This window comes from Sinorhizobium saheli, assembly GCF_001651875.1.
Classification (GTDB): Bacteria; Pseudomonadota; Alphaproteobacteria; order Rhizobiales; family Rhizobiaceae; genus Sinorhizobium; species Sinorhizobium saheli.
This window is the reverse complement of sequence record NZ_LNQB01000087.1, coordinates 18311-39596: the sequence shown is the minus strand read 5'-3', so window position 1 is coordinate 39596 and position 21286 is coordinate 18311. Positions and strand designations below refer to the sequence as shown.

The 21286-nt window shown below is 65.4% G+C and carries 20 protein-coding genes; 6 read left to right on the top strand and 14 right to left on the bottom strand.

Going from position 1 to position 21286, the window contains the following annotated elements; translation table 11 throughout:
• Window positions 1-126: 126 nt before the first annotated feature.
• The 3 genes from ATB98_RS22410 to ATB98_RS22400 form a co-directional block, all read right to left on the bottom strand.
• On the bottom strand, window positions 127-1422 hold the full coding sequence (locus tag ATB98_RS22410) for an IS701 family transposase (protein ID WP_066877647.1): 1296 nt from the start codon (window positions 1420-1422) through the stop codon (window positions 127-129).
• A 145-nt stretch (window positions 1423-1567) separates the two neighbouring features.
• Complete coding sequence (locus ATB98_RS22405; protein WP_066877645.1) at window positions 1568-2602, bottom strand: glycoside hydrolase family 25 protein; 1035 nt, start codon at window positions 2600-2602, stop codon at window positions 1568-1570.
• Between the two features lie 242 nt (window positions 2603-2844).
• Entirely contained in the window at window positions 2845-4131 is a 1287-nt protein-coding gene (locus ATB98_RS22400) for an ABC transporter substrate-binding protein (RefSeq protein WP_066877643.1), read from the bottom strand.
• Window positions 4132-4274: 143 nt separating this feature from the next.
• Between ATB98_RS22400 and ATB98_RS22395 the strand changes: the two genes are divergently transcribed.
• From ATB98_RS22395 to ATB98_RS22380, 4 genes are read left to right on the top strand one after another with little or no spacing between them, the layout of a single operon-like run.
• Window positions 4275-5303, top strand: a complete 1029-nt coding sequence (locus tag ATB98_RS22395) for a LacI family DNA-binding transcriptional regulator (RefSeq protein WP_066877641.1) — start codon at window positions 4275-4277, stop codon at window positions 5301-5303.
• Complete coding sequence (locus tag ATB98_RS22390; RefSeq protein WP_066877639.1) at window positions 5300-7147, top strand: DUF2264 domain-containing protein; 1848 nt, start codon at window positions 5300-5302, stop codon at window positions 7145-7147. The genes ATB98_RS22395 and ATB98_RS22390 overlap by 4 nt, the downstream gene beginning before the upstream one ends.
• A complete protein-coding gene (locus tag ATB98_RS22385) occupies window positions 7144-8154 on the top strand; it encodes a hydroxyacid dehydrogenase (protein ID WP_066877637.1) in 1011 nt (336 codons plus the stop codon). Before ATB98_RS22390 ends, ATB98_RS22385 begins: the two co-directional genes overlap by 4 nt.
• The gene (locus ATB98_RS22380; protein ID WP_066877635.1) at window positions 8151-8921 is read left to right on the top strand and encodes a sugar phosphate isomerase/epimerase family protein; all 771 of its coding nucleotides are present in this window, start codon (window positions 8151-8153) and stop codon (window positions 8919-8921) included. Before ATB98_RS22385 ends, ATB98_RS22380 begins: the two co-directional genes overlap by 4 nt.
• 125 nt (window positions 8922-9046) lie before the next feature.
• Here ATB98_RS22380 and ATB98_RS22375 read toward each other — a convergent pair whose 3' ends face one another.
• From ATB98_RS22375 to ATB98_RS22335, 9 genes are all read right to left on the bottom strand, one after another.
• Entirely contained in the window at window positions 9047-10036 is a 990-nt protein-coding gene (locus ATB98_RS22375; protein ID WP_066877633.1) for a beta-ketoacyl-ACP synthase III, read from the bottom strand.
• Window positions 10033-11301 (bottom strand): adenosylmethionine--8-amino-7-oxononanoate transaminase, encoded by a 1269-nt coding sequence (locus tag ATB98_RS22370; protein ID WP_066877631.1) that lies wholly within the window; start codon window positions 11299-11301, stop codon window positions 10033-10035. The genes ATB98_RS22375 and ATB98_RS22370 overlap by 4 nt, the downstream gene beginning before the upstream one ends.
• A complete protein-coding gene (gene bioD, locus ATB98_RS22365; RefSeq protein ID WP_066877629.1) occupies window positions 11298-11933 on the bottom strand; it encodes a dethiobiotin synthase in 636 nt (211 codons plus the stop codon). The genes ATB98_RS22370 and bioD overlap by 4 nt, the downstream gene beginning before the upstream one ends.
• Complete coding sequence (locus ATB98_RS22360; protein ID WP_066877627.1) at window positions 11930-13066, bottom strand: 8-amino-7-oxononanoate synthase; 1137 nt, start codon at window positions 13064-13066, stop codon at window positions 11930-11932. Before ATB98_RS22360 ends, bioD begins: the two co-directional genes overlap by 4 nt.
• Entirely contained in the window at window positions 13063-14073 is a 1011-nt protein-coding gene (gene bioB, locus ATB98_RS22355) for a biotin synthase BioB (RefSeq protein WP_066877624.1), read from the bottom strand. The genes ATB98_RS22360 and bioB overlap by 4 nt, the downstream gene beginning before the upstream one ends.
• Before the next feature lie 208 nt (window positions 14074-14281).
• Window positions 14282-14941, bottom strand: coding sequence for a GntR family transcriptional regulator (locus ATB98_RS22350; RefSeq protein ID WP_066877622.1), 660 nt, complete (start codon window positions 14939-14941; stop codon window positions 14282-14284).
• 387 nt (window positions 14942-15328) lie between these two features.
• Complete coding sequence (locus ATB98_RS22345; RefSeq protein ID WP_066877621.1) at window positions 15329-16090, bottom strand: ABC transporter ATP-binding protein; 762 nt, start codon at window positions 16088-16090, stop codon at window positions 15329-15331.
• Window positions 16084-17151 carry a FecCD family ABC transporter permease gene (locus ATB98_RS22340; protein WP_066877619.1) on the bottom strand — a complete coding sequence of 356 codons (1068 nt, stop codon included), beginning with the start codon at window positions 17149-17151 and terminating at the stop codon, window positions 16084-16086. Before ATB98_RS22340 ends, ATB98_RS22345 begins: the two co-directional genes overlap by 7 nt.
• A gap of 167 nt (window positions 17152-17318) precedes the next feature.
• Entirely contained in the window at window positions 17319-18452 is a 1134-nt protein-coding gene (locus ATB98_RS22335) for an ABC transporter substrate-binding protein (RefSeq protein ID WP_066877617.1), read from the bottom strand.
• A 202-nt stretch (window positions 18453-18654) separates the two neighbouring features.
• Between ATB98_RS22335 and ATB98_RS22330 the strand changes: the two genes are divergently transcribed.
• Together ATB98_RS22330 and ATB98_RS22325 are read left to right on the top strand one after the other, a co-directional pair.
• The gene (locus ATB98_RS22330) at window positions 18655-19470 is read left to right on the top strand and encodes a class I SAM-dependent methyltransferase (protein WP_066877615.1); all 816 of its coding nucleotides are present in this window, start codon (window positions 18655-18657) and stop codon (window positions 19468-19470) included.
• Window positions 19471-19835: 365 nt separating this feature from the next.
• Window positions 19836-20267, top strand: a complete 432-nt coding sequence (locus ATB98_RS22325) for a DUF4168 domain-containing protein (RefSeq protein WP_066877613.1) — start codon at window positions 19836-19838, stop codon at window positions 20265-20267.
• A gap of 65 nt (window positions 20268-20332) precedes the next feature.
• Here the strand turns inward: ATB98_RS22325 and ATB98_RS22320 are convergent, their stop codons facing one another.
• Both ATB98_RS22320 and ATB98_RS22315 read right to left on the bottom strand, forming a co-directional pair.
• Window positions 20333-20710, bottom strand: a complete 378-nt coding sequence (locus ATB98_RS22320; RefSeq protein ID WP_066877611.1) for a hypothetical protein — start codon at window positions 20708-20710, stop codon at window positions 20333-20335.
• 86 nt (window positions 20711-20796) lie between these two features.
• Window positions 20797-21237: a CBS domain-containing protein gene (locus tag ATB98_RS22315; RefSeq protein WP_066877609.1), complete on the bottom strand. Its 441-nt coding sequence runs from the start codon at window positions 21235-21237 to the stop codon at window positions 20797-20799.
• Between the last annotated feature and the right edge of the window lie 49 nt (window positions 21238-21286).

Below are 21286 nucleotides of genomic sequence, written 5' to 3'. Positions count from 1 at the left end.
GATGCGCCCACACCTTCTTCTCAGCTATCCTCATCGCCGCAACATGCTGCTTCTATCTCGATTAATGAGTCCTGAGCCTAGCACTACTTTGGCACTTTTGGCTTGGGGCGTTCTGTGAGGAGCATCTCACAGTGGGGGCATCGTCGCGGCGGCGGCCGTGCAAGGATGTCGAGGATCGCTTTCCTGACGGCCGGCATGCTCGGTTGTGGCGGCGGACCTGTGAGTCTTTTTTTTCCGTCCCGCGGCCTTGAGGCGGCGAGACTGGAGAAAGGCATAGGCGATCATCGTCATCAAGGCATGTCGATGTAACCCCGTCCAGGACCTGCCTTCGAAGTGGTCGAGCCCAAGCTCCTCCTTGAGTTGCTGGTGTGCCTGCTCGCAGACCCATCTCGCTTTGATCGTGGCGGCGAGCGTCTTGAGGGTGGTATCGGCCGGCAGGTTCGACACATAGTATTTTTGCTCTCCGGTCGACCGCCGCTCGCCGACGAGCCAGACCTCGTCGCCAGGCATGCATTGCACACGATTATCGAGCATCCGGTGCTTATGGCCATCCGCAACCCGGACACGGCGGGCTGCGAAGAGACATGTCAGCCGGCCTTTGGTGCCCCGGCGCCAGCTAACCTTTTGCCATTTCTCGCCGGCCAACATCGCCTCGGCAGAAACCGGGGGCCGGTCGGCAATGTGGTATTTGCGGCGCTTGCCGGTGCTGGCGACGGGGAAGACCAGAGCAACGTCGGCCGGATAGACGTTCTGGCGTCGCGACAGGCCAACGGCCCAGAGCAGACCGCGCTCGCTCAAGGCCTGACGGAACGGCCCGGTTGATCCGTATCCGGAATCGGCAAGCACGCAGCCGAAACGGACGCCGGAGGCGATGACACGGTCGATCTCTTCAAGCGCGATCTCCGGCTTCGTCCGAGCGATCTGTTGATCCGCCGGCACGCCGGCCCGCGCCATGCGCTCTTTATCGTCCGTCCAGGTCTCGGGCAGAAACAGCCGCAGCCCCACCATCACCGGAACCTCGCGCGATGCCAGCGTCACCGAGACCAGAGACTGACAGTTGGCAGTCTTCCCAAGCGCGGAGGCATATTGCGGCGCAACGCCAACCGAGTGACATCCCTTCTTCGGCAACGCCGTGTCGTCGATGATCAACCAGGCATTGTCGCCGCCAACCAACTTGTCGGCTTCAACGAGCAGGGCCGTTTCGAGCGCAGAGGCATCCCAGACGCCGCTGCCGATGAAATGATGAAGCTGGTCATAGCTCACGCCGCTATCTCGCGCTGCCATCGGCTGAATGCTCTTGCGATCGCCAGGGCCGATCAGACCCGCTACATAGGCCGGGCACATCCGGCGCCGCCGCTTGTGCCCCAGCGGCGCCAAAAAGGGCTGAAGCCACTCCATCAACTCCTCATGCCAACCCGCCATGACGCGCTCCTCTTCCTCGGAGCGCACAACATCAATCCATCTTGGATAACAAATCGTTAACGTGCCAAAGTAGTGCTAGACTGACACGAGCTTCACGAAGGCCCGGAGCATTTTGCAGTCCGGTGGCATTCACCTGACGTGACAATCAGCTTTCCCGTGGCGACACCCAATCGTGCCAGTCTTCCTCGCTGCCGTGGAAGACATTGAGGTCGATTCGGCCATCGACGCCGTGCGAGAGGCCGGAGCCGGAATATTGCCAGAAGACCCACTTCCTGCCCGGATAGACCTTGGACGGGTGGGCGGCCACCGAGCGCAGCCAGAAGGGATGGCTGAGGAAGGCGCCCCGCAGATTGTCGCGATAGAAATCGGGAGCGGTGTAGATGATCGGCCGCTGTCCGTAGTGCCGCTCCAGCTTGTCCATGAAGACCTGCATCTTTTCACGCACCCGCTCGGGCGAGAGGCGTCGCTTGCAGCTCGACTCGCCGTTGTATTCAACGTCGATGACCGGCGGCAAGGCGCCTGCTTCCCTCGGGACGTTGCGGATGAACCAGTCGGCCTGCTCGCCGGCGGTACGGCACCAGTAGAAGAAGTGATAGGCGCCCCGCTTCAGCCCGGCCTCCTTTGCCCGGCGCCAGTTCTTCTTGAACATGGGATCGAGGTGATCGCCGCCGTCGGTCGCCTTGATATAGGCGAAGTTCGCGCCCTGCGTCCTGAGCTTCGTCCAGTCGATGTTGCCCTGCCAGCGCGAAACGTCGACGCCGTGCACGGCGAGCTTTCGCGGCGAGCGCTTGCCGAAATTGATCGGCTTGGCGTCGCGGAAGCGGTGGCTGTAGATTCGCGAACGGCCTCGGGGTTCGGCCCCGATTGCGGGGTTCTCCGGCGCCAGCATGGCCACCGGCCGCTCCGACGGAATCGGCATGCCCGCGGTTCTTTCGGCAGGCATGAAGGCTTGCGGCTCGGGAACCGGCCCGGCCCAGGCGAGCGCCTCCTGCAGCGCAGCGGCTTCGCCATCGGCCGCTCCGATATCGGCGACGGGCACCGGGCTCATGGGACGGACGGAACTCGTCGTCTCGCGCGACGGCCGTTCGGCCACGGCGCTCTGCCGTTTGCCTCCAAAGCCACAGCCCGACAAGGCAAGGCAGGCGATGACGATTGCTGACACACCCGATAGACGACGCATAGGAACCCGTACGCAAAACTGTGACGGCCAGGGTCGGCGCCGTCAGGACCCGCTGACGTGATTTGCTAAAGGGAAATTACCAAGAAAGTTTGAATCGAATCTTTCTCGATCGCTCCCATCGCGGGTGAATATCGGCGTCGCCGGCATCTGGCAGAGATCAATAGCGAATGCCGCGCGGAAAGCGGGATGAGGACCGACCCGCATCCCGCTTTTCCATTGCCGGCGCCTGCGGAACTTCCGGATCAGCCGGTGCGGATGGCGGCCTTTCCTTCGCTGACCAGACGCTCCGCGGCATCGGCGACGGAGACCCGCTCGAAGGCGAGTTCGTCCGCGATCGGGCGGAATACGCGATGGTCGAATTCCGTCGCTCCGAGCGGTGCCGGCGGCGGATAGCTGCCGACCTGGTCCTTCAAAGCGTTGATGTATTTCACCGTTTCCGCTTCGGTCGGGTTCAGCAGCGGCAATATTGCCTCGCGCACGGTCGGCGACATCGGCACGCCCCGTTCGACGCCGAGGATCTTGCCGGCTTCGACATCGTTGACGAAGAAGCTGATGAACTTGGCGGCTTCCTCGCCGTGCTCCGAGGTGGCGCCGATGCTCCAGATCAGGGCCGGGCGATAATAATGGCCCGAGGGCCCGCCCTTCTCGGCCCTGGGCAGCATGCCGATGCCGAGTTTGCTCTTCATGATGAGCTGATAGCCGATCAGCTGGTTCGAATAGGCCATGCCGATCGCCGAATAGCCGAGCGCCAGGCAGTTGGTGTCGATCGTATTCTGGTCGAGCGTCTGGACATCGGCAGCAACGGTGCCGCCGCGCTTGCGCAGATCCTCCCAGTAGGCATACCACTCCTTCGCCTCTTCGACACCGAAGCCAAGACCGCTTTCGTTGAAGAGGCTGCTGCCGCGCTGCCTGAGCCAGGCATCGAAGACATAGGTGTAGCGTGCGGCATAGGGCCCGCCGCCCTTGCCGGTGGCCTTGGCCATTTCGATCGCGATGTCGGCATATTCGGACCAGGTGGTGTCGAGCCCGGGCGGGGTGACGCCCGCCTTGGCGAAGGCATCGGCGTCGTAGAACATCGCAAAGGAGTTCAGGCCGAGACCGACGCCCCAGAGCTTGCCGTCCACGGTCGTGAGCTTCAGCATGTCCTTCCCGAAGGCATTCACGTCAAGGGCCGAGTTGATGAAGGGGTCGAGCGCGAGGCAGGCGCCGCGTTTCGAGTAGTCCGAGATCGTATTGGGCTCGAGCTGGAAAACGTCGGCAATGGCGCGGCCGGCCATCTGCGTCGCGAGCTTGGTCCAGTACCCGTCGCCGCTCAGGCTCTCGCCGACGATCGAAATACCCGGGTTCTTCTCCTGGAAGAGCCTGGCAACGCTCAATGTCCGCTTAGAGCGATCATTGGAGCCCCACCACATGGCGCGCAATTGCGAATCTTCGGCCGCGAAGGCCGACCGGGAACGGGACGTCGCAAGCGCAATGCCGGCGGCCGCGCCCGCCGTGCCGAGCATGAATGTGCGTCGATTGAATAGCATGCCGTTCCTCCCTGTCGTTGCCGGCGCTCTCCTCCAGCCTCCGGCAGAACCAAAGCCGAGGTAAAAGATTATGCAAAAAATCAATTCGCGCAAGGTTTTCTTCTTTGCTTGCAAATTTGCATTGTTTGCGTATTGTTTGCAGCATGATCGAAACGCCACCCAAACGATTCCGTCAAGCCGACATTGCCGCCCGGGCCGGGGTCTCGGTTTCCACCGTGTCGCGCGTGCTCGCCAACGAGCCCGGCATCAGCGATGATGTCCGGCGACAGATCCTTGAGGTCGCCGGAGACCTCGGCTATCCGCTGAAGGCGGCTCCGAAATCGGCGCCGCCGGCGCTGGCGCTGATTGCGAGCAACGGCGTCACCGGCGGCTTGAGCATCTTCTACGAGGGCCTCGTCGAGGGCTTGCGCTCGGAGGCGGCGCGGCAGGGCATGCCTTTCGACATCCGCCTCGTCCGCGAGGCGAAGGCAACCCCTGAGGTCGTGCGCGAGCATATGCAATCGGCCGGCGCGCAAGGGCTCTTCCTGGTGGGCATCGATCCGGGCGCAGCGCTCTGCGACTGGCTGGAGGAGAGCCGCACGCCCGTGGTCCTCGTCAACGGCACCGATCCTGAAATGCGGTTCGACGGCGTCTCGCCCTCCAACTTCTTCGGCGCCTATGCGGCAACGCGGCGGCTGATCGATGCCGGTCATCGCCGCATCCTCCACCTGACCGGGTCGCACCGGCAGACGATCCGCGAGCGCATCCGCGGTTTCGAAGCCGCGGTCGCCTCGGTGGAAGGCGGCGAGGCGCGGGTCATCCGCCTGCCGTTCGAGACCGATGCGAGCGTCGAGGCGCATTCGGCGACGCTCGCGGCCCTTGCCGAGGACGCGGGCTTCACCGCCGCCTTCTGCATGAACGATTTCGTCGCAGTCGGCGTGCTCGAGGCGGTGACGGAAATCGGCCGGCGCGTTCCGAACGATTTCGCCATCGTCGGCTTCGACGACCTGCCCTGCGCCGAGATGGCCAATCCGCGCCTCGCAACGATGCGGGTCGACCGCGTGGCGCTTGGCCGCGAGGCGATCGGCATGATGCAGCAGCGCTTCCGCCACCCGGACGCACCCGCCCGGCAGGTCTCTCACGCCGTCATGCCGGTTGGCGGCGGCACGCTTGAGGAAAGGCCGCGCGCATGACCTACGATCCAGCCAGCGCCAATCCGCTCAAGGGCAATGCGCTCGAGACGCGCGCCGATATGCAGCGGGCCCTGATAGACCTCTTCAACCCGCTGCTGCCGTATTTTTCCGAGGGGAATGCGCGCGTCCGCCTCGACGCGGCGGCGGCGCATTTCGACCGTGCCGCGGCTGATCTCGAAGGTTTCGCGCGGCCGCTCTGGGGGCTCGCCCCCTTTGCCGCCGGCGGCGGCCAGTTCGCCCACTGGGACCGTTACGCGCAAGGCATCGCCAACGGCACCGATCCGGACCATCCGGAATATTGGGGCGCCGTCAACGGCCGCGACCAGCGCATGGTCGAACTCGCAGCACTCGGCTTCGCGCTCGCCCTGGTGCCGGAAAAGATATGGGATCCGCTGAGCCCGGCAGCGCGCGACGGGCTCGTCGCCTATCTCATCCACGCCCGGCAATTCGACTATGCCGACAACAACTGGAAGTTCTTCCGCATCCTGGTCGACATCGCGCTCGACCGCCTGGGGGTCGAATACGACCGGAGCCTTACGCATGCCTATCTCGCCGAGCTCGAAGGCTTCTACATCGCCGATGGCTGGTATCGGGACGGCAACGTTCGGCGCATCGACCATTACATCCCCTTTGCCATGCACTTCTATGGCCTGATCTACGCGCGCCTCGTCGACGACGACTACGCCGAGCGCTACCGGGAGCGGGCGCTTCTCTTCGCCCAGGACTTTCGCCGCTGGTTCGCTGAGGACGGCGCCGCCCTCCCCTTCGGCCGCAGCCTCACCTACCGTTTCGCCTGTGCAGGCTTCTGGTCGGCGCTCGCCTTTGCCGATCTGGAGGCGCTGCCCTGGGGCGAGATCAAGGGGCTCTGCCTGCGCCACCTCCGCTGGTGGGCGGACAAGCCGATGACCGACCGCGACGGCGTGCTGTCGATCGGCTATGGCTATCCGAACCTCCTGATGTCGGAGAACTACAATTCCGCGGGCTCGCCCTACTGGGCGTTCAAGGCCTTCCTGCCGCTTGCCGTCGGCGAGGATCATCCGTTCTGGACGAGCGCGGAAACGCCGCTGGCCCAGGGGGATGCGCCCGTCGCATTCCGCCATCCGGGCATGGTCATGATGCCTTGCAAGGGCGATGTCGTGGCGCTTTCCTCTGGCCAGGAGAACCGGCAGATGCGGTTCGGCTCGGAAAAATACGCGAAATTCGCCTATTCCACCCGCTATGGCTTCAGCGTCGAGAGCGACGAGCGGGCCTTTGCCGGCGGCGCTTTCGATTCGATGCTGGCCTTCAGCGACGACGGCATTCACTATCGGGTGCGCGAAGGCAACGAAGAGGCGCGCCTTGCCGGCACGATGCTCTTTTCAAGATGGTCGCCCTGGCCGGACGTCGTCGTCGAGACCTGGCTCATTCCCTCGCCGCCCTGGCACATCCGGGTGCATCGGATCACTACGCCACGGCCCCTCGAAACGGCCGAAGGCGGCTTTGCCATCGCCAGGCGCGACTTCGAGGCCGACTCGCTCTCCGCGGCCGCCGGCTCTGCCCACGCGATCGGGGCCGTGGATTTCAGCGGCATTCGCGACCTCGGGTCGACCGTCATCCGCCAGGGCCTCGTCCAGAAGGCGCCCCCCAACACCAACCTGATCGTAGCGAAAACGCTTGTGCCGCAATTGCACGCCACGATACCGGCCGGAGAAACCATCCTGCGCTCTGCGGTTGTCGCACTACGCGACACTTCCTTCGACGACTGGTCGAGGCCGCCGGCGGCGCCGGGCATCGACGAATTGCGCGCGCTCGCGGAAGACGGCGAGACCGTGAGCGCGATGAAAGCCCCGGTGCGAATGCCATGACCCGGCCCGCGATCGCCTTTGCAATGCAGCCCGACCGGACGCGATACGTCCTGACGCCGGAACTCCTGCGGCGGATCGAAGGTCTTGCCCGCATTCTCGATGAAGCGCCGATGACGTGCTTCGATGACGAACGGGCGAGGCGGCTCCTGGCCGAAGCGGAAATCCTGGTGACCGGTTGGGGCGCTCCGCCGTTCGACGGCACGGCGCTGGCGCAGGCGCCGCGCCTTCGCCTCATCGTGCATGCCGCCGGCACGGTCAAGGGTCTGATCGACGAAGGCGTCTTCGATGCGGGGATTGCCGTCAGCCATGCGGCGGAGGCCAATGCGGTGCCGGTTGCCGAGTTCACGCTTGCCGCGATCATCTTCGCCGGCAAGCAGGTCTTCCGCTTCCGCGATCTCTATGCCGCCAACAGGAACCGCGCGCGGATCCACCGCCTGCAGGGCGAGCCGATCGGAAATTATCGCCGCACCGTCGGCATCGTCGGCGCGTCGCGGATCGGGCGGCGGGTGATCGAGTTGCTGCGGCATTTCGATTACCGCATCCTGCTCTACGACCCACTGGTCAATCCGGAAGGTGCCGCGGCGCTTGGTGCCGAGAAGGCGGACCTCGATCCGTTGATGGCGCGCTCGGATATCGTATCCCTGCACGCGCCTTCGCTGCCCGAGACCCGGCACATGATCGATGCGCGGCGGCTCTCGCTCATGAAGGAGGGCGCGACCCTCATCAATACGGCGCGCGGAGCGCTCGTCGACGAAGCGGCGCTCATCGACAGGCTGAAGACGGGCGCGATCCATGCCGTCATCGACGTCACGGATCCGGAAGTGCCGGAGGCAAGCTCGCCCCTCTACGACCTGCCGAATGTCTTCCTGACCCCCCACATCGCCGGCGCGATCGGGCTGGAGCGAACGCGCCTCGGCGAGATGGCGGTCGATGAGATCGCCCGCTTCGTCGCAGGCAGGCCGCTCGATTTCGAAATCCGCAAGGCCGATCTGGAGCGGATTGCATGAGCGGCTTCGAACCGGGGCTGTGCACGGTGACCTTCCGCAACATCGTGGCGGACAGGATCGTGGTGCTGGCGAAGGAAGCCGGACTTGCCGCGGTCGAATGGGCGGGCGATGCCCATGTGCCTCCCGGAGACACGTCACTTGCCCGGACGGTCGCGGACCTCTGCGAAGGCGCTGGATTGGCGACCTCCTACGGTTCCTATGTCGCGCCGCCGACGGACGATCTCTCCGCCTTCCGGCGCGCACTCGAGACGACGATCGCGCTGGGCGCCTCCAATATCCGCATCTGGCCCGGCACACGCGGGCGCGATTCCGCCGATTACGCCGCCGATGAACGGCGCGCCGTGGCGGACATGATCCGCGCCATGGGCGATGAAGCCGCGCGGCATGGCGTCACCGTCTCGCTGGAATATCACCCGCAATCGTTGACGGACGACACCCTCTCGGCGCGCCGCCTGATCGACGCGATCGCCCATCCAGATGTCTATCTCTATTGGCAGCCGCGCCCTGGACTGCCGCTTGCCGAAGCGCTGGCCGAGATTGCCGAAATCGGCGAGCATGTCTCCCATCTCCATGTCTTCGCCTGGGACAACGCCCGCAATCGCTTCCCGCTGGCCTCGGCCGCCGACTATTGGCGACAAGTCCTCGACGCCCTGCCCGCGACGCGCTGGACCGGGCGGCGCTTTGCCCTCATCGAATTCGTGGCAAACGACGACCCGTCGGCATTCCGCGAAGATGCCGCGACGCTGAGGCAGATCCTCGAAGGGTAAGCGGCATTCGCGACGGCCGCACTGGACAGGGCACGCTGCCCGGTGGGAAACACGGGCGACGTTATCACCGAGATCGCGAGAAGCCCCGGCGGCACCGGGTAAGGTAAACCGCCGCACACCGCGCCTTAAATACCCAGGACCACGGCCCCACCGGTCAGCCCCGCGCCCGCCGCGGTCAGCAACAGCTTTTCTCCCGACGCGAAAGGCTTCCGTTGGTGCGCAAGCGAGAGCGAGAGCGGGATCGTTGCGGCCGACGAGTTGCCGTGGTCTTCGATGCTGCGCACGGTTCTTCCCGGCTCGATGTCGAGATTGCCGCAAACCGCATCGAAAATCCGGACATTTGCCTGATGGGGCACGAAACGGCTGACGTCGGCAGGGCAAAGACCCGCATTTGCGAGCGCGCGCGTTGAGCAGGCCGTCATCATCTCCACGGCGCGGATGAACACGTCCCGCCCGTCACGCATCGTCATCAGGACGTCCTCCGCCGCCATGCCGGGTGCGAAGGGTCGGCTGCTGCCGCCCGCCGGTATCGTGATCAGGTCGTAGCCGCTCCCGTCCGAGGCCAGATCGACGCCGATCAGCCCCTTGTCGGCATCGTCGCAAGGCGCGACGACGACGGCGCCCGCCGCATCGGCGAAGAGCACGGCGCTTGCCCTTTCCGCCGGATTGATCCGGCGGCTGAGGATATTGGCGGCAACGACGAGGACCGGTCTTCCCTGGGCGCGGACGAAGCCGTCGGCGAGCGTCAGCGCGTAGAGAAAGCCGGAGCAGGCGCCGGCAAGGTCGATCGCACCGGAATTGGCGAGCCCCAGACGATGGGCGAGCAGCGGCGCCGATGGCGGCAGCAGGTGATCGGGCGTCGAGGTCGCAAGCAGCGTCAAGGCGATGTCGTTGCGCGCGACGCCCGCGTCCTGAAGCGCCGCCTCCCCCGCTTTGGCGGCAAGTCCGCTCAGCGTGTCACCTGCGTCCACCCACCGTCGTGCGCGAATGCCGGTCCGCCGCTCGATCCAGCCCGGCTCGAGGCAGAGTCTCGTTTCGATCTCGGCATTTTCGACGCGCCGCGTCGGCACGAAATGGCCGAAGCCGGCAAGGCAGGAGGACCGGACGGCGCTCATAGCCGCCCTGCCGCGAAGGCCGACGCCGCCTCGTCGATCGCATCATAGGCGCGGTCGAGATCGGCATCGGTGACGCAATAGGGCGGCATCAGGTAGATGACATTGCCGAGCGGCCGGATGAGGAGCCTGCGTTCGCGGAAGAAGGCGCGAAGGCGCGGCCCGACGTCCGAAAGATAGCCGCCGACGGGCACGGCGAGGTCGAGCGCAGCGATGGTGCCCGCCTGGCGCATGTTGCAGAAGCGCGGGTCGCCTTCGAAGCGCCGCAGGCGGCGGCGCTGCATCGCCGCCAGCGCCTCGATGCGCTCGCCGACCGGCTCGGTCTTCCAGATGCCGAGATTGGCGAGCGCGGCCGCGCAGGCGATCGGGTTGGCCGTATAGGAGCTCGAATGAAAGAACGTCCTGCGGCGGTCGGTCGAAAGATGCGCATCGAATATCGCGGCCGTGCACAGCGTCGCCGCCAGCGGCAGCGCGCCGCCCGTGAGCCCCTTCGAGGTGCAGAGGATGTCGGGCGCGATCCCCGCCTGCTCGCAGGCGAAGAGCGGACCCGTCCGGCCCCATCCGGTCATCACCTCGTCGGCGATGAAGAGGCTGCCGTGCCGCTCGGCGATCCGCTTCAATTCGCCGAGGACCGAAGCCGGGTAGGTCTTCATGCCGCCGGCGCCGAGCACCAGCGGCTCGACGAGCAGTGCCGCCACCTGGCCGGAGGCACAGAAGGTCTCGAAGGCGTCGAGCGTCTCCTGTTCGCGGCCGGCTTCCGGAAAGGGTACCCGGTCGACGGCGAAGAGGAGCGGTTCGTAGGCCGCATTGAAGACGCCGCGCTCGCCCGCCGACATCGTGCCGATCGTGTCACCGTGGTAGCCCTGCTCCAGGACGCAGATGCGGCTGCGCGGGGCGCCGATATTGTGGAAGAAGCCCAGCGCCATTTTCAGTGCCACTTCCACCGCAGTCGAGCCGCTGTCGGAATAGAACACGTGCTCGAGGCCCGCGGGCGCGATCGCGATCAGGCCGCGCGCAAGCTCCTCCGCCGGCGCATGGGTATATTCGGCGAAGATGATCTGGTCGTAATTCTCCGAGGCGCGCCGGATCGCCTCCATGATCGCCGGGTGCCGGTGACCATGGGTGATCACCCACCAGGAGGAGATCGCATCGAAGATCCGCTCGCCGTCCTCGTCTATGAGGTAGGCGCCCTCAGTAGCGACAATCCGCTTCATCGGGGCTTCGAGCGCATGCTGGGTGAAGGGATGCCAGACGGGAGACCTTTTCATGCCGGCACCTCGCGGAAGCGGTCGATGTCGAAATGCGCGCGAAATGCTTGCCGCAGGGCATCCGGCGTCAAGGCGAGCCGCGGCAGCCGGCCGAGCACGCGGACGTGTGCGAGCGCAGCGATGGTCGCCTGGGTGTCCGCCTGCTCGTCGCCAATGAAGGCGACGCCGAGGATCGGGATCGAGCGCGCGCGCAGCGCCTCGAGCGACAAGAGCGTGTGATTGATCGTCCCGAGCCCGGTGCGGGCGCAGAGGACGACGGGAAACCGCCAGCGCGCGAAGACATCGGCAAAGATGGTCTGTTCGGTGAGCGGCACCATGAGGCCGCCGGCCCCTTCGATGACCAGCGGCGCGTCGGTCTCGGGCGGTGAGAGCCTATCGGCGAGAACCGTCACGCCATCGAGCCTGGCAGAGAGATGCGGCGAGGCGGGTGCCCTGAGCCTGTAGGCCTCGGGCAGGATGCGGTCCGGCGCCATCTGCCCGAGCCGCCGCACGGTTTCGCTGTCCGTTTCGCCATCGAGCCCGGACTGCACCGGCTTCCAATAGAAGCCCGCGAGCGCGTCGGTGAGTGCCGCCGCAAAGACCGTCTTGCCGATGCCGGTATCCGTGCCGGTGACCACCAGGCGCAGCGTCATGGCTGTTCCTCCGCCATCGCGATCTCGAGCCTCTCCAGCATCTCGGTAATTGCCGACCGGTCGACATTGAGCGTGATCGCGATCCGAAGCCGCGCCGTACCTTCCGGCACGGTCGGCGGCCGGATCGCCCGGATATCGAAGCCTTCCGAGCGCAGGCGTGCCGCGATCTTCACCGCCCGGGCATTGTCGCCGATCATCACCGGCAGGATCTGCGTTCCGCTGCCCTTAAAGCCGAGCCGTGCCGCAAGGGCCTCATTGGCGAAGGCCCTGAGCTCATCGAAAGCCGCTCGGCGATGCGGCTCGTCCGCGAGTATCCGCAAGGCCTCGCGAACGGCGGCGGCGATCAGCGGTGACGGCGCCGTCGAATAGATGAAGCCGCGGGCGCGGTTGACGAGATAGTCGCAAAGGACCGCGTTCACGCCGAGCAAGGCGCCCGAAACCCCGAGCGCCTTGCCGCAGGTGTGCAAGGCGAGGATATTGTCCCGGCCCTCGAGCGTGGCCGAAAGGCCGGGGCCGAAGACGCCGGTCGCATGCGCCTCGTCGATCACCAGAAAGCCGTCATGCCGCTCCGCGATCGCGGCGAGTTCGGCAAGCGGGGCCCGGTCGCCGTCCATCGAGTAGAGGCTTTCGACGGCGATCCACGGACGCCCCCTTCCGCCGGCAGCGCGCCACTTGCGGATCGCCTCGGCAAAGGCATCCGCATCGTTGTGAGGCACCGCAACGGCCGGCGCCTTGCTGGCGGCAATGCCTTCGTGAGCGCTCGCATGGATCAGCGCATCATGGACGATGATGTCGTCACGCTGCGGCAGGGTCGAAAACAGCGCGACATTGGCAGCATAGCCGCTGCCGAAGAAAAGCGCCCGGCCCGCCCCGAAGAATTCGGCCGCCTCCGCCTCCAGCGCCTCATGCTCCGGATGGTTGCCGCGCAAGAGCCGCGAGCCGCCGGCACCGACCGGCACGCCGCGGTCGATCGCCGCGACGATGGCGGCCTTGAGGCGCGGCGAGTCGGCAAGCGCCAGATAGTCGTTCGAGGTGAAATCGACACCGTCCCCGGACGCAAGCTCCCGGCGCCGCCCCCTGCGATCGAGCCCAGCCAGCGTCCTTTCGTAACGAGCGAAAGCGCCCGAGGTCATTCGGCCGGCTCCGGCTGCAGTTCCATCGGCTTCAGCCCGAGACGGCGGAACAGCGCCGTATCATGGTCCTCGCCGGGATTGTCGGCGGTCAGCAGCGTCTCGCCCACGAAGATCGAGTTCGCCCCGGCGAAGAAGCAGAGCGCCTGTATTTCATCGCTCATTCCGGTGCGGCCGGCCGAGAGGCGGACATGGGACTGCGGCATCAGGATGCGGGCAAGCGCGATTGTCCGGACGAAATCGATCGGATCGACCGGCGGCGCGTCGGCGAGCTTCGACCCGGGGATCGGGATCAGCATGTTGATCGGCACGCTTTCCGGAGCGGTCGGTAGATTGGCGAGCGTCACCAGCATCGAGATGCGGTCGTCGACCGTCTCGCGCATGCCGAGGATGCCGCCGGCGCAGACCTTGATCCCCGCCTCGCGCACATTGGCAAGCGTCTCCAGTCGGTCGGCGAAGGTCCGGGTGGTGATGACTTCGCCGTAGAAGCGCTCAGACGTGTCGATGTTGTGGTTGTAGTAGTCGAGGCCGGCATCGGCAAGCCGCGCCGACTGCGCCGGGTTCAGCATGCCGAGCGTCATGCAGGTCTCCATGCCGAGCGCCTTGACGCCCTCGACCATGGCGACAATCGTTTCCATGTCGCGCTCCTTCGGGCTGCGCCAGGCGGCCCCCATGCAGTAGCGCGTCGCCCCGCCCTCCCTGGCCTTCCGGGCCTCGGCGATGACCCGCTCGACCTCCATCAGTTTCGAGGCCTTGAGCCCCGTCGGATAGTGCGCCGACTGGCTGCAATAGCCGCAGTCCTCCGCGCAGCCGCCGGTCTTGATCGACAGGAGCCGGCTCATCTGCACGGCGTTTGGGTCGAAATGGGCGCGATGGACGGATTGGGCGCGGAAGAGAAGATCGTTGAAGGGCAAATTATAGATTTTTTTCGCATCGTCGAGCGTCCAAGGCTCTGCAGCGGACCCGGAACTGGCCGTTCCTCCTTCCCGTGAAGCGTGTACGTCGAGCATTTCTCGCGATCCCCTATGCGCTTGCGGTCTATATAGATAGATTCCAATATTATCTATAATTTCGGCGGATCAACGAAGGTGCAAGCGCCTATTCGGCGAACAGCTTCAGAAATACAACCAAAGAGGGATTCGACAGGGGAAGCAGCCATGGCGAACGCGCCGCGGGAAATCGGAAAATGCTGCAAAAGCAATCGGCTGGAGGCGGCGATCAGCCGACGATTGCGAAGGCGCCGCCGGATGCATTTTTCGCCGGCTTTTGCCCGATCCTCTGGACATGGCGCTCCAGCACGGCGGCGGCGTTCTCTGTCCTGCCCTGGCGAAGGAAAGCGAGAATCGCCCTGTGGTCGTGGTCGGGCCTGACTTCCCAATCCGATCGCCAGGTTGCGAACAGGAAGCGGGCACTGACCGCATGCAGATCGTCGATGGCGGCGAGCAGGCGCGGCATGCCGCAGGGCGTCAAAAGCAATCGGTGGAAGCGGCGGTTCGCTTCCTCCCAGGAGCGTACGTCGCGCGCCCTGTCGGCTTCGACGGTCGCCTCCTCCGCCTGGTCGAGGATCGACGGCGTCAGGTGCGGCGCCGCGTGGCGCAGCGCCAGAACCTCGAGCGCCGCCCGCATCTCGGCAACCTCGCGCACCGCTTCGAGGCTGAAGGTGGCGACCCGCACGCCGCGGCGCGGCTCGCTCACGGCAAGACCCTGCGCCTCAAGCCGACGGAAGGCCTCGCGCACCGGCACATGGCTCGTTCCGAATTCCTCGGCGATGTGATCCTGCCGGAGCTTGGTACCCGGCTCCAGTTCACCCGTCACGATCCGTTCCGCGAGGATGCGGCAGATGCGGGTGGCAATCGTGTCTTCGTTCGTCGCGGCCATGCTTTATAGATAATTTGCAGCGCACCCGGTGTCGAGCAGGTTGAAGCGCGGTGACCGTTTAGGCTGGCGACGCCTGGTTCCGTGCGCAGTTCCGTCCGGCCGCGGGAAATGGAAGTGAGCCGCATCGCGGCCATGCTCCGTGGCTTCGATATCGGCAAGGCGTCCGTCGCGCGGGCACGCGCGCAGACGCCAGGCGACGGACGCCACGGGTCACCATCTCCCGCGCGTGAGCTGGGAGCGAAACGCGCGCGGGCTTATCCGAGCAGGGCAACGCCGCCATGCAGGAGAGCTGGGAGGAGTTCTGATCGCGATACCGGTCGGACTGCGCATGCCATGAGGTAGATCGCCGGCGGTGACAGCCGCCGGCGAAAATGCGTCCGCCGCTGCTCACCCGGCGACGAGGGAATCATCGACGATGATGACGGGGCGGCCGAGCGAGCAGGCTTCGACCCGCGCCTCGACCCGGTAGACGGATTTCAGCATCTCTGCCGTGATCACCGTGTGCGTGGGGCCGCTCGCGGCCACGGAGCCGCCGCTGATGACGATCGTATCGTCGCAATAGCGCAGCGCGTGATTGAGGTCGTGCAGCGCAATCAGCACCGCCATGCCGGATTGCGTAGCAAGCCGCTTCATGAAGCCCAGCACCTCGATCTGGCGGAAAAGGTCGAGCGCCGAGGTCGGCTCGTCCATCAGCAGGATTTCGGGCTTTCGCACCAGCGCCTGCGCGATCGAGACGAGCTGGCGCTGGCCGCCGGAAAGCTCGCCGAGGCCGCGGAAGGCGAGATCGCCGATCCGCAGCGCGGCCAGCACCCGATCGATTTCGGCGAGTTCGCCATCCTTGACCTTCCAGCCGGAACCTTGCTTGGCCGAAAGGAGGACCGACTCGTAGACCGTCAACACCGCATTGGCGCCGGTGTCCTGCGGCATGTAGCAGATCGCCTCCGGTCCCCTCGCCGTATCCGAGAGGTGAACGAGGCCCGGACCGGCGGCGAGACCGGCGATGCGCTTGAAGAGCGTCGATTTCCCCGCCGCATTCGGACCGATGACGGCCGTCAGCCCGCCGCCCCTGAGCGTCCCGGTCGTGATGTCCGACAGCACGATGCGCCGGCCATAGGTGGCGCCGACCCCCTCGAGCACAAGGCTCACCATGACCGCCTCCTGTTGGTGAAAATCAGGACGAAGAAGAAGGGAACGCCGACGAGCGCCGTGATGATGCCGATCGGCAGCACCGCCCCGGGGATCAGCATCTTGCTGACGACCGAGGTGACGGAGAGCAGGAGCGCGCCGCAGAGGATCGAAGCCGGCAGGAAGAAGCGCTGGTCCTCGCCGACGAGCATGCGGGCGATGTGCGGTCCGACGAGACCGACGAAGCCGATCGTGCCGACGAACGAAACCGGGATAGCCGAAAGCAGGCTCACGGTCAGCATCGTTTCGAGCCTGAGGCGGCGGACATTGATGCCAAAGCTCGCGGCCTTGTCGTCGCCAAGGCGAAGCGCCGTCAGCGCCCAGGCATGCCGCGCAAAGAGCGGGACGGCCAAAACGAGAACGGCGCCGGTGATGAACACCTTCGGCCAGGTCGCCTTGGTGAGGCTGCCCATGGTCCAGAAGACGACGGCCGCCAGCGCCTGCTCGGAGGCGAGATATTCGAGCAGCGACAGCGCCGCGTTGAAGGTGAAGACGAGCGCGATGCCGAGGAGCACGATCGTCTCGACGGTGACGCCGCGCATGGTCGAGGCGAAATGGATGAAGAGCGCCGCCAGCATCGCCATCAGAAAGGCGTTGAGCGGCACCATGTATTGGACGGCGACGGGGAAGACCGCGATGCCCCCCACGAGCCCGAGCGCCGCGCCGAAGCCGGCCGCGGCCGAAATGCCGAGCGTGAACGGGCTCGCGAGCGGATTGGCGAGGATCGTCTGCATCTGCGCGCCCGCCACCGACAGCGAGGCGCCGACGGTTACCGCCATCAATGCGATCGGCATGCGGATATCCCAGATGACGACGCGAAGCTGGTCGCTGACGCTCTCGGCGCGAAACAGCGCCTCGAGCACGTCCGAGAGCGGATAGTTGGCGGGACCGAGCGCCATGTCGATGGCGACGGAGACGAAAAGTGCCGCCAGCAGCGAGGAGAGCATCAGGAACCGGCGCGCGACGAGGGCGCGGTAGCGCCCGCCCCCTTCGATGCCGGAGATTTCATCTGTGATGGCGACCATCACTCACCTCCTTCAGAGAGCGAGACGAAATAGCCCGGCCGATAGGTGACCGGCGGCGCCGCGGCCATCGACAGGGCGGCCAGAGCCGAGACGACGTTCTTCAGCATCCGCATTGGCAAGACCTCGCAGAAAGACGACCGGAGGGCGGCGCCCTCCGGTCCGGGCGTTTACTGACCGACGTTCAGCGAGACGAAGTAGCCGCTCTTATAGGGTAGCGGCAGGAAGCGCTCGTGCAGTTCCTTGAACGTCGCGTCGGGATCGAGGTCCTTGAAGAGGTCCGGATGCAGCCACTTCGCGATCTGCTGGATGGCCACGAACTGGTAGGGATTGTTGTAGAACTGGTGCCAGATGGCGTGGACGTTGCCTTCCTTGACCGCCTTCACATCGGTGAAGGCCGGGCGCTTCGTCAGGTTCTCGAGCTTGCGCAACGCCTCCTTCTCATCTGCCCCGTAGCCGACGCCGACCCAGTCGCCGCCGGGAACATATCCTTCCCAGTTGCCGCCGGTGATGATGACCTGGTCCGGGTTGGAAGCGATGATCTGCTCCGGATTGACGGTGCCGAAGGTGCCGGGAATGATGTCCTTCGCCATGTTCACGCCGCCCGCGAACTCGACCATCCTGCCGAAATTCTCATTGCCGAAGGACATGCAGCAGTCGTCGGAATAGCCGCCGGCCCGCTCCATGAAGACGAGCGGCTTCTTCGGATCGGCCTTTGCCAGGACATCGGTCACCCTGGCGATATTGTCGGCGCGGAACTTGATGAATTCCTCGGCCTTCTCTTCCTTGCCGAACAGCTTGCCGATCAGGCGCATGCTCGGTTCGGTGTTCTCCATCGGCTTTTCGCGGAAGTCGACATAGACGAGCGGAATGCCGACTTTCTCGAGCTTCTCGATATAGCCCGCCTCCTCTGTCGCCGCCTTGGCGTCGATGTTCATCAGCATCACGTCGGGCTTCAGCGCCACCGCCTGCTCGATGTCGAAGGTCCCGTCCTTCATGCCGCCGAAGGCCGGCAGCTTCGCTATCTCGGGATACATGGCGAGGTAAGCGGCATAGGTCTCCGGATCGGCCTTTGCGAGGTCGTCACGCCAGCCGACGACGCGCTTGAAGGGCTCGTCCTTGTCAAGGGCGGCGACGAAATAGATCTGGCGCCCCTCGCCGAGAATTACGTGCTCGACCGGCACGTGGATCTCGACCTGACGGCCGGTGATATCGGTCACCTTGACCGTTTCGGCGAGTGCTGCGGTCGCAAAAAGCACGCAGAAACCCGCGGCGGCGGCGGCCACCCTGTTGAAAAGTCGCATTGTTTTCCTGCTCCGATAAAAATCGAGGCTTTCTAGTATTTCATGACTTTCAAGGTCAACAATTATCTTTTAGAACGCTTCCAAACCAATTTGAGCGGGGCCGGCAAAGCGCGCGGTTTGGTGTGCGTCCCGACCCCGGATCCGACAGCAAGCGATGGCCGGTTCGTTCCGGCCATCATCGAGAGACAAGGCAGGTACGGAAATGAGCGACGTGGCGGAGCGGCGAAACTACGATCTTCGTGACGAGATAAAGGCCTACTGGTCGGAGCGCGCCGCGACCTTCGACCTTTCGCCCGGCCACGAGATTTTCTCCGAGGAAGAGCGCGCCGCCTGGCACCGGCTCTTCCGGCGCCATCTTGGAGACGGGGCGGGCCGGCCGGCGCTCGATCTCGCGAGCGGAACCGGGGTCGTCTCTCACCTGCTCGACGACCTCGGCTTCAAGGTGACCGGGCTCGACTGGGCCGAGCCCATGCTGGAACGGGCGCGCCGCAAGGCGAAGGACCGCAGACGCAGCATCTCCTTCCGCCTCGGCGACGCGGAAAACACGATGGAACCGGACGGCCGCTATGACGTCGTCGTCAACCGGCACCTGGTCTGGACGCTGGTCGATCCGCCAGCGGCCTTCCGGGAATGGCTGCGGGTGATGAAACCCGGCGGCCGCTTGCTGATCATCGACGGCGATTTCGTCAATCCCGGCCGGCTGGAGCGGTTCTTCTCGGCGCTCAATGCCTGGAGCCAGCGCGTCGGCCTCACCAGGCCGGACGCGCCGGCGCAACCACGCGAGATGCTGGAAACACATCGCAGCATCCTGTCCCGCGTTCATTTCTCGCAGGGCGCCCGGTCGCAAGCCGTCGTCGAACTGCTCCGCGCGGCCGGCTTCGCCGACATAGAAGTCGATACCGATCTCGGCGAGATACACCGGACGCAGGCGAAGAACTGGAGCCTGTTCAAGGGGCTCGCCCGCAAAAATCAACATCGTTACGCGATCCGGGCGAGCAAGCCGCTGGACGCGGCCTGATCCGAACCGGCAATTGCACGACCCCTCTTGAAATCGGCGGCAGTGGTCTCCATTTATCGGCCACTACCCGTCATCGAGAACCAGCGCGCGGATCAAAGTCCGCCGGCGCCCGCGTTCTCCGGGTCAAAGGGCGCTCCCCGCAAGGGTCGAGCGCCCTTTTTGCTGCCCGGCATCGCAGGAGAACGCGTTCAGCCGGAGCCACAAAGCTGCCGCTCAATGGTCAGCAAATTGCCCCTTCATCGCCGCACCGAGCCCTTTTGAGGGTTCCATGGTCGTTCGGTCGCTTGCGTCGCGAGTCTCCGCGACCGGGCAATCACAGGCGGTTTTGCTGCCGCTCACGTCATGCACGTCACGGAGGACAGAACATGATCACTCGTTACACACTCGTTGCATCGCTGACCGTTGCAGCTTCCAGCCTGATGGGTCTCGGCCCGGCCTCTGCGCTTGAACTCGCGCAAGCGCAACAGGCACAGCCCTCGCAGTCGCAGCCCGGCGCGAGCGCGCCCATCAGCGAACAGAAGATCGAGGCCTTCGCCGTGGCCTACCTTCAGGTCGACAAGGTCAGGCAGGAATATTCCGCCAAGATCGGAGCGGCCAAGGACGAGTCGGCGAAGGCCAAGCTCCAGAACGAAGCTAGCCAGGAAATGGTCAAGGCGGTCGAGGCCTCGCCGAACATGTCGGTGGAGGAATATACGACGATCCTGAAGGCGGCACAGAGCGATCCGGCGCTCGCGCAGAAGGTTCAGGAAAAGCTTCAGACATCGACGCCGGCGCAACCGGCCGCACCGGCGCAGTAACGCTCTTCAATGGCCTGCTTTTGATTTTGGGTCGGATAGACCCAAAATCGTCGGCCGAGCCTTCATCAACCGGCGGCCAACCAGAACACCAGGGCCGATATCACGATGAACACTCCGACGGCCGCAAGCAGCCTGAGGGTGCCGGCGCTGGTGTTGCCGCCGAGCGCGCGGTTCCAGGCTTCCCCGCCGGTCGCGTCATGCGATCCGGCTTCGGCTTCCGCGGTTTGAGGCTCGGCTCCAAGCGGATGCGCACGGCCGACCTGCTCGTCGCCGCCGCCATAGTCGTGCGGCGGCGGTTGCGGCGGATCGGGCCGCCTCCGGTTCTCATCGCTGAGGGTGAAAGCAGCGCTTCCTACGTCCGAGGCATCGGCAACGTGGTCTTCGGGCTCCGCAGCGCCCTCACGGCCGCCGCCGATCGGCAGGCTTTCCTGTTTCCCTGGCATCTTTGCCTCCCTTGAAGCGAACTAAAAGGGGCGCCGTTGCGCCCCCGATCCCTTTCGTAGACTTGCGGGAAAATGCATCGCGCCCGTCAGCCGGTTCGCCCCGCCTGATTGTGCGCGCCGCCCGGTTCGGTCACGCCCTTGAGGCCGGTGCCGGCGACCCCCGGCTGATCGCGGGCCGCGTCGGCGAGCGAGACGATCCCCACCAGCCTCTTGTCGCGATTGACGACCGGCAGGCGGCGAACCTGGATGTCACCCATGTTGCGGGCCACCTCGTCGACCTCGTCGTCCTCGAAGCAGTATTTGACGTCCGTGGTCATGATGTCGCGGACCTTTGCCTGGGGATCGAGGCCGTCGGCGACGCCGCGCACCACGATGTCCCTGTCCGTTATCATGCCGACCAGGCGATCGTGATCGCCGACCGGCATGAAGCCTATGTCGTTTTCGGCCATCTGCCGCGCGATTGTCGCAATGGTGTCGTCGGGGGTCGCGAGATGGACGTCTCTGGTCATGATGTCCGATACGTGCATTGTCTTGCTCCTTTGTACCGGCGGCAGGCGCGCTCGCCGACGACCCATG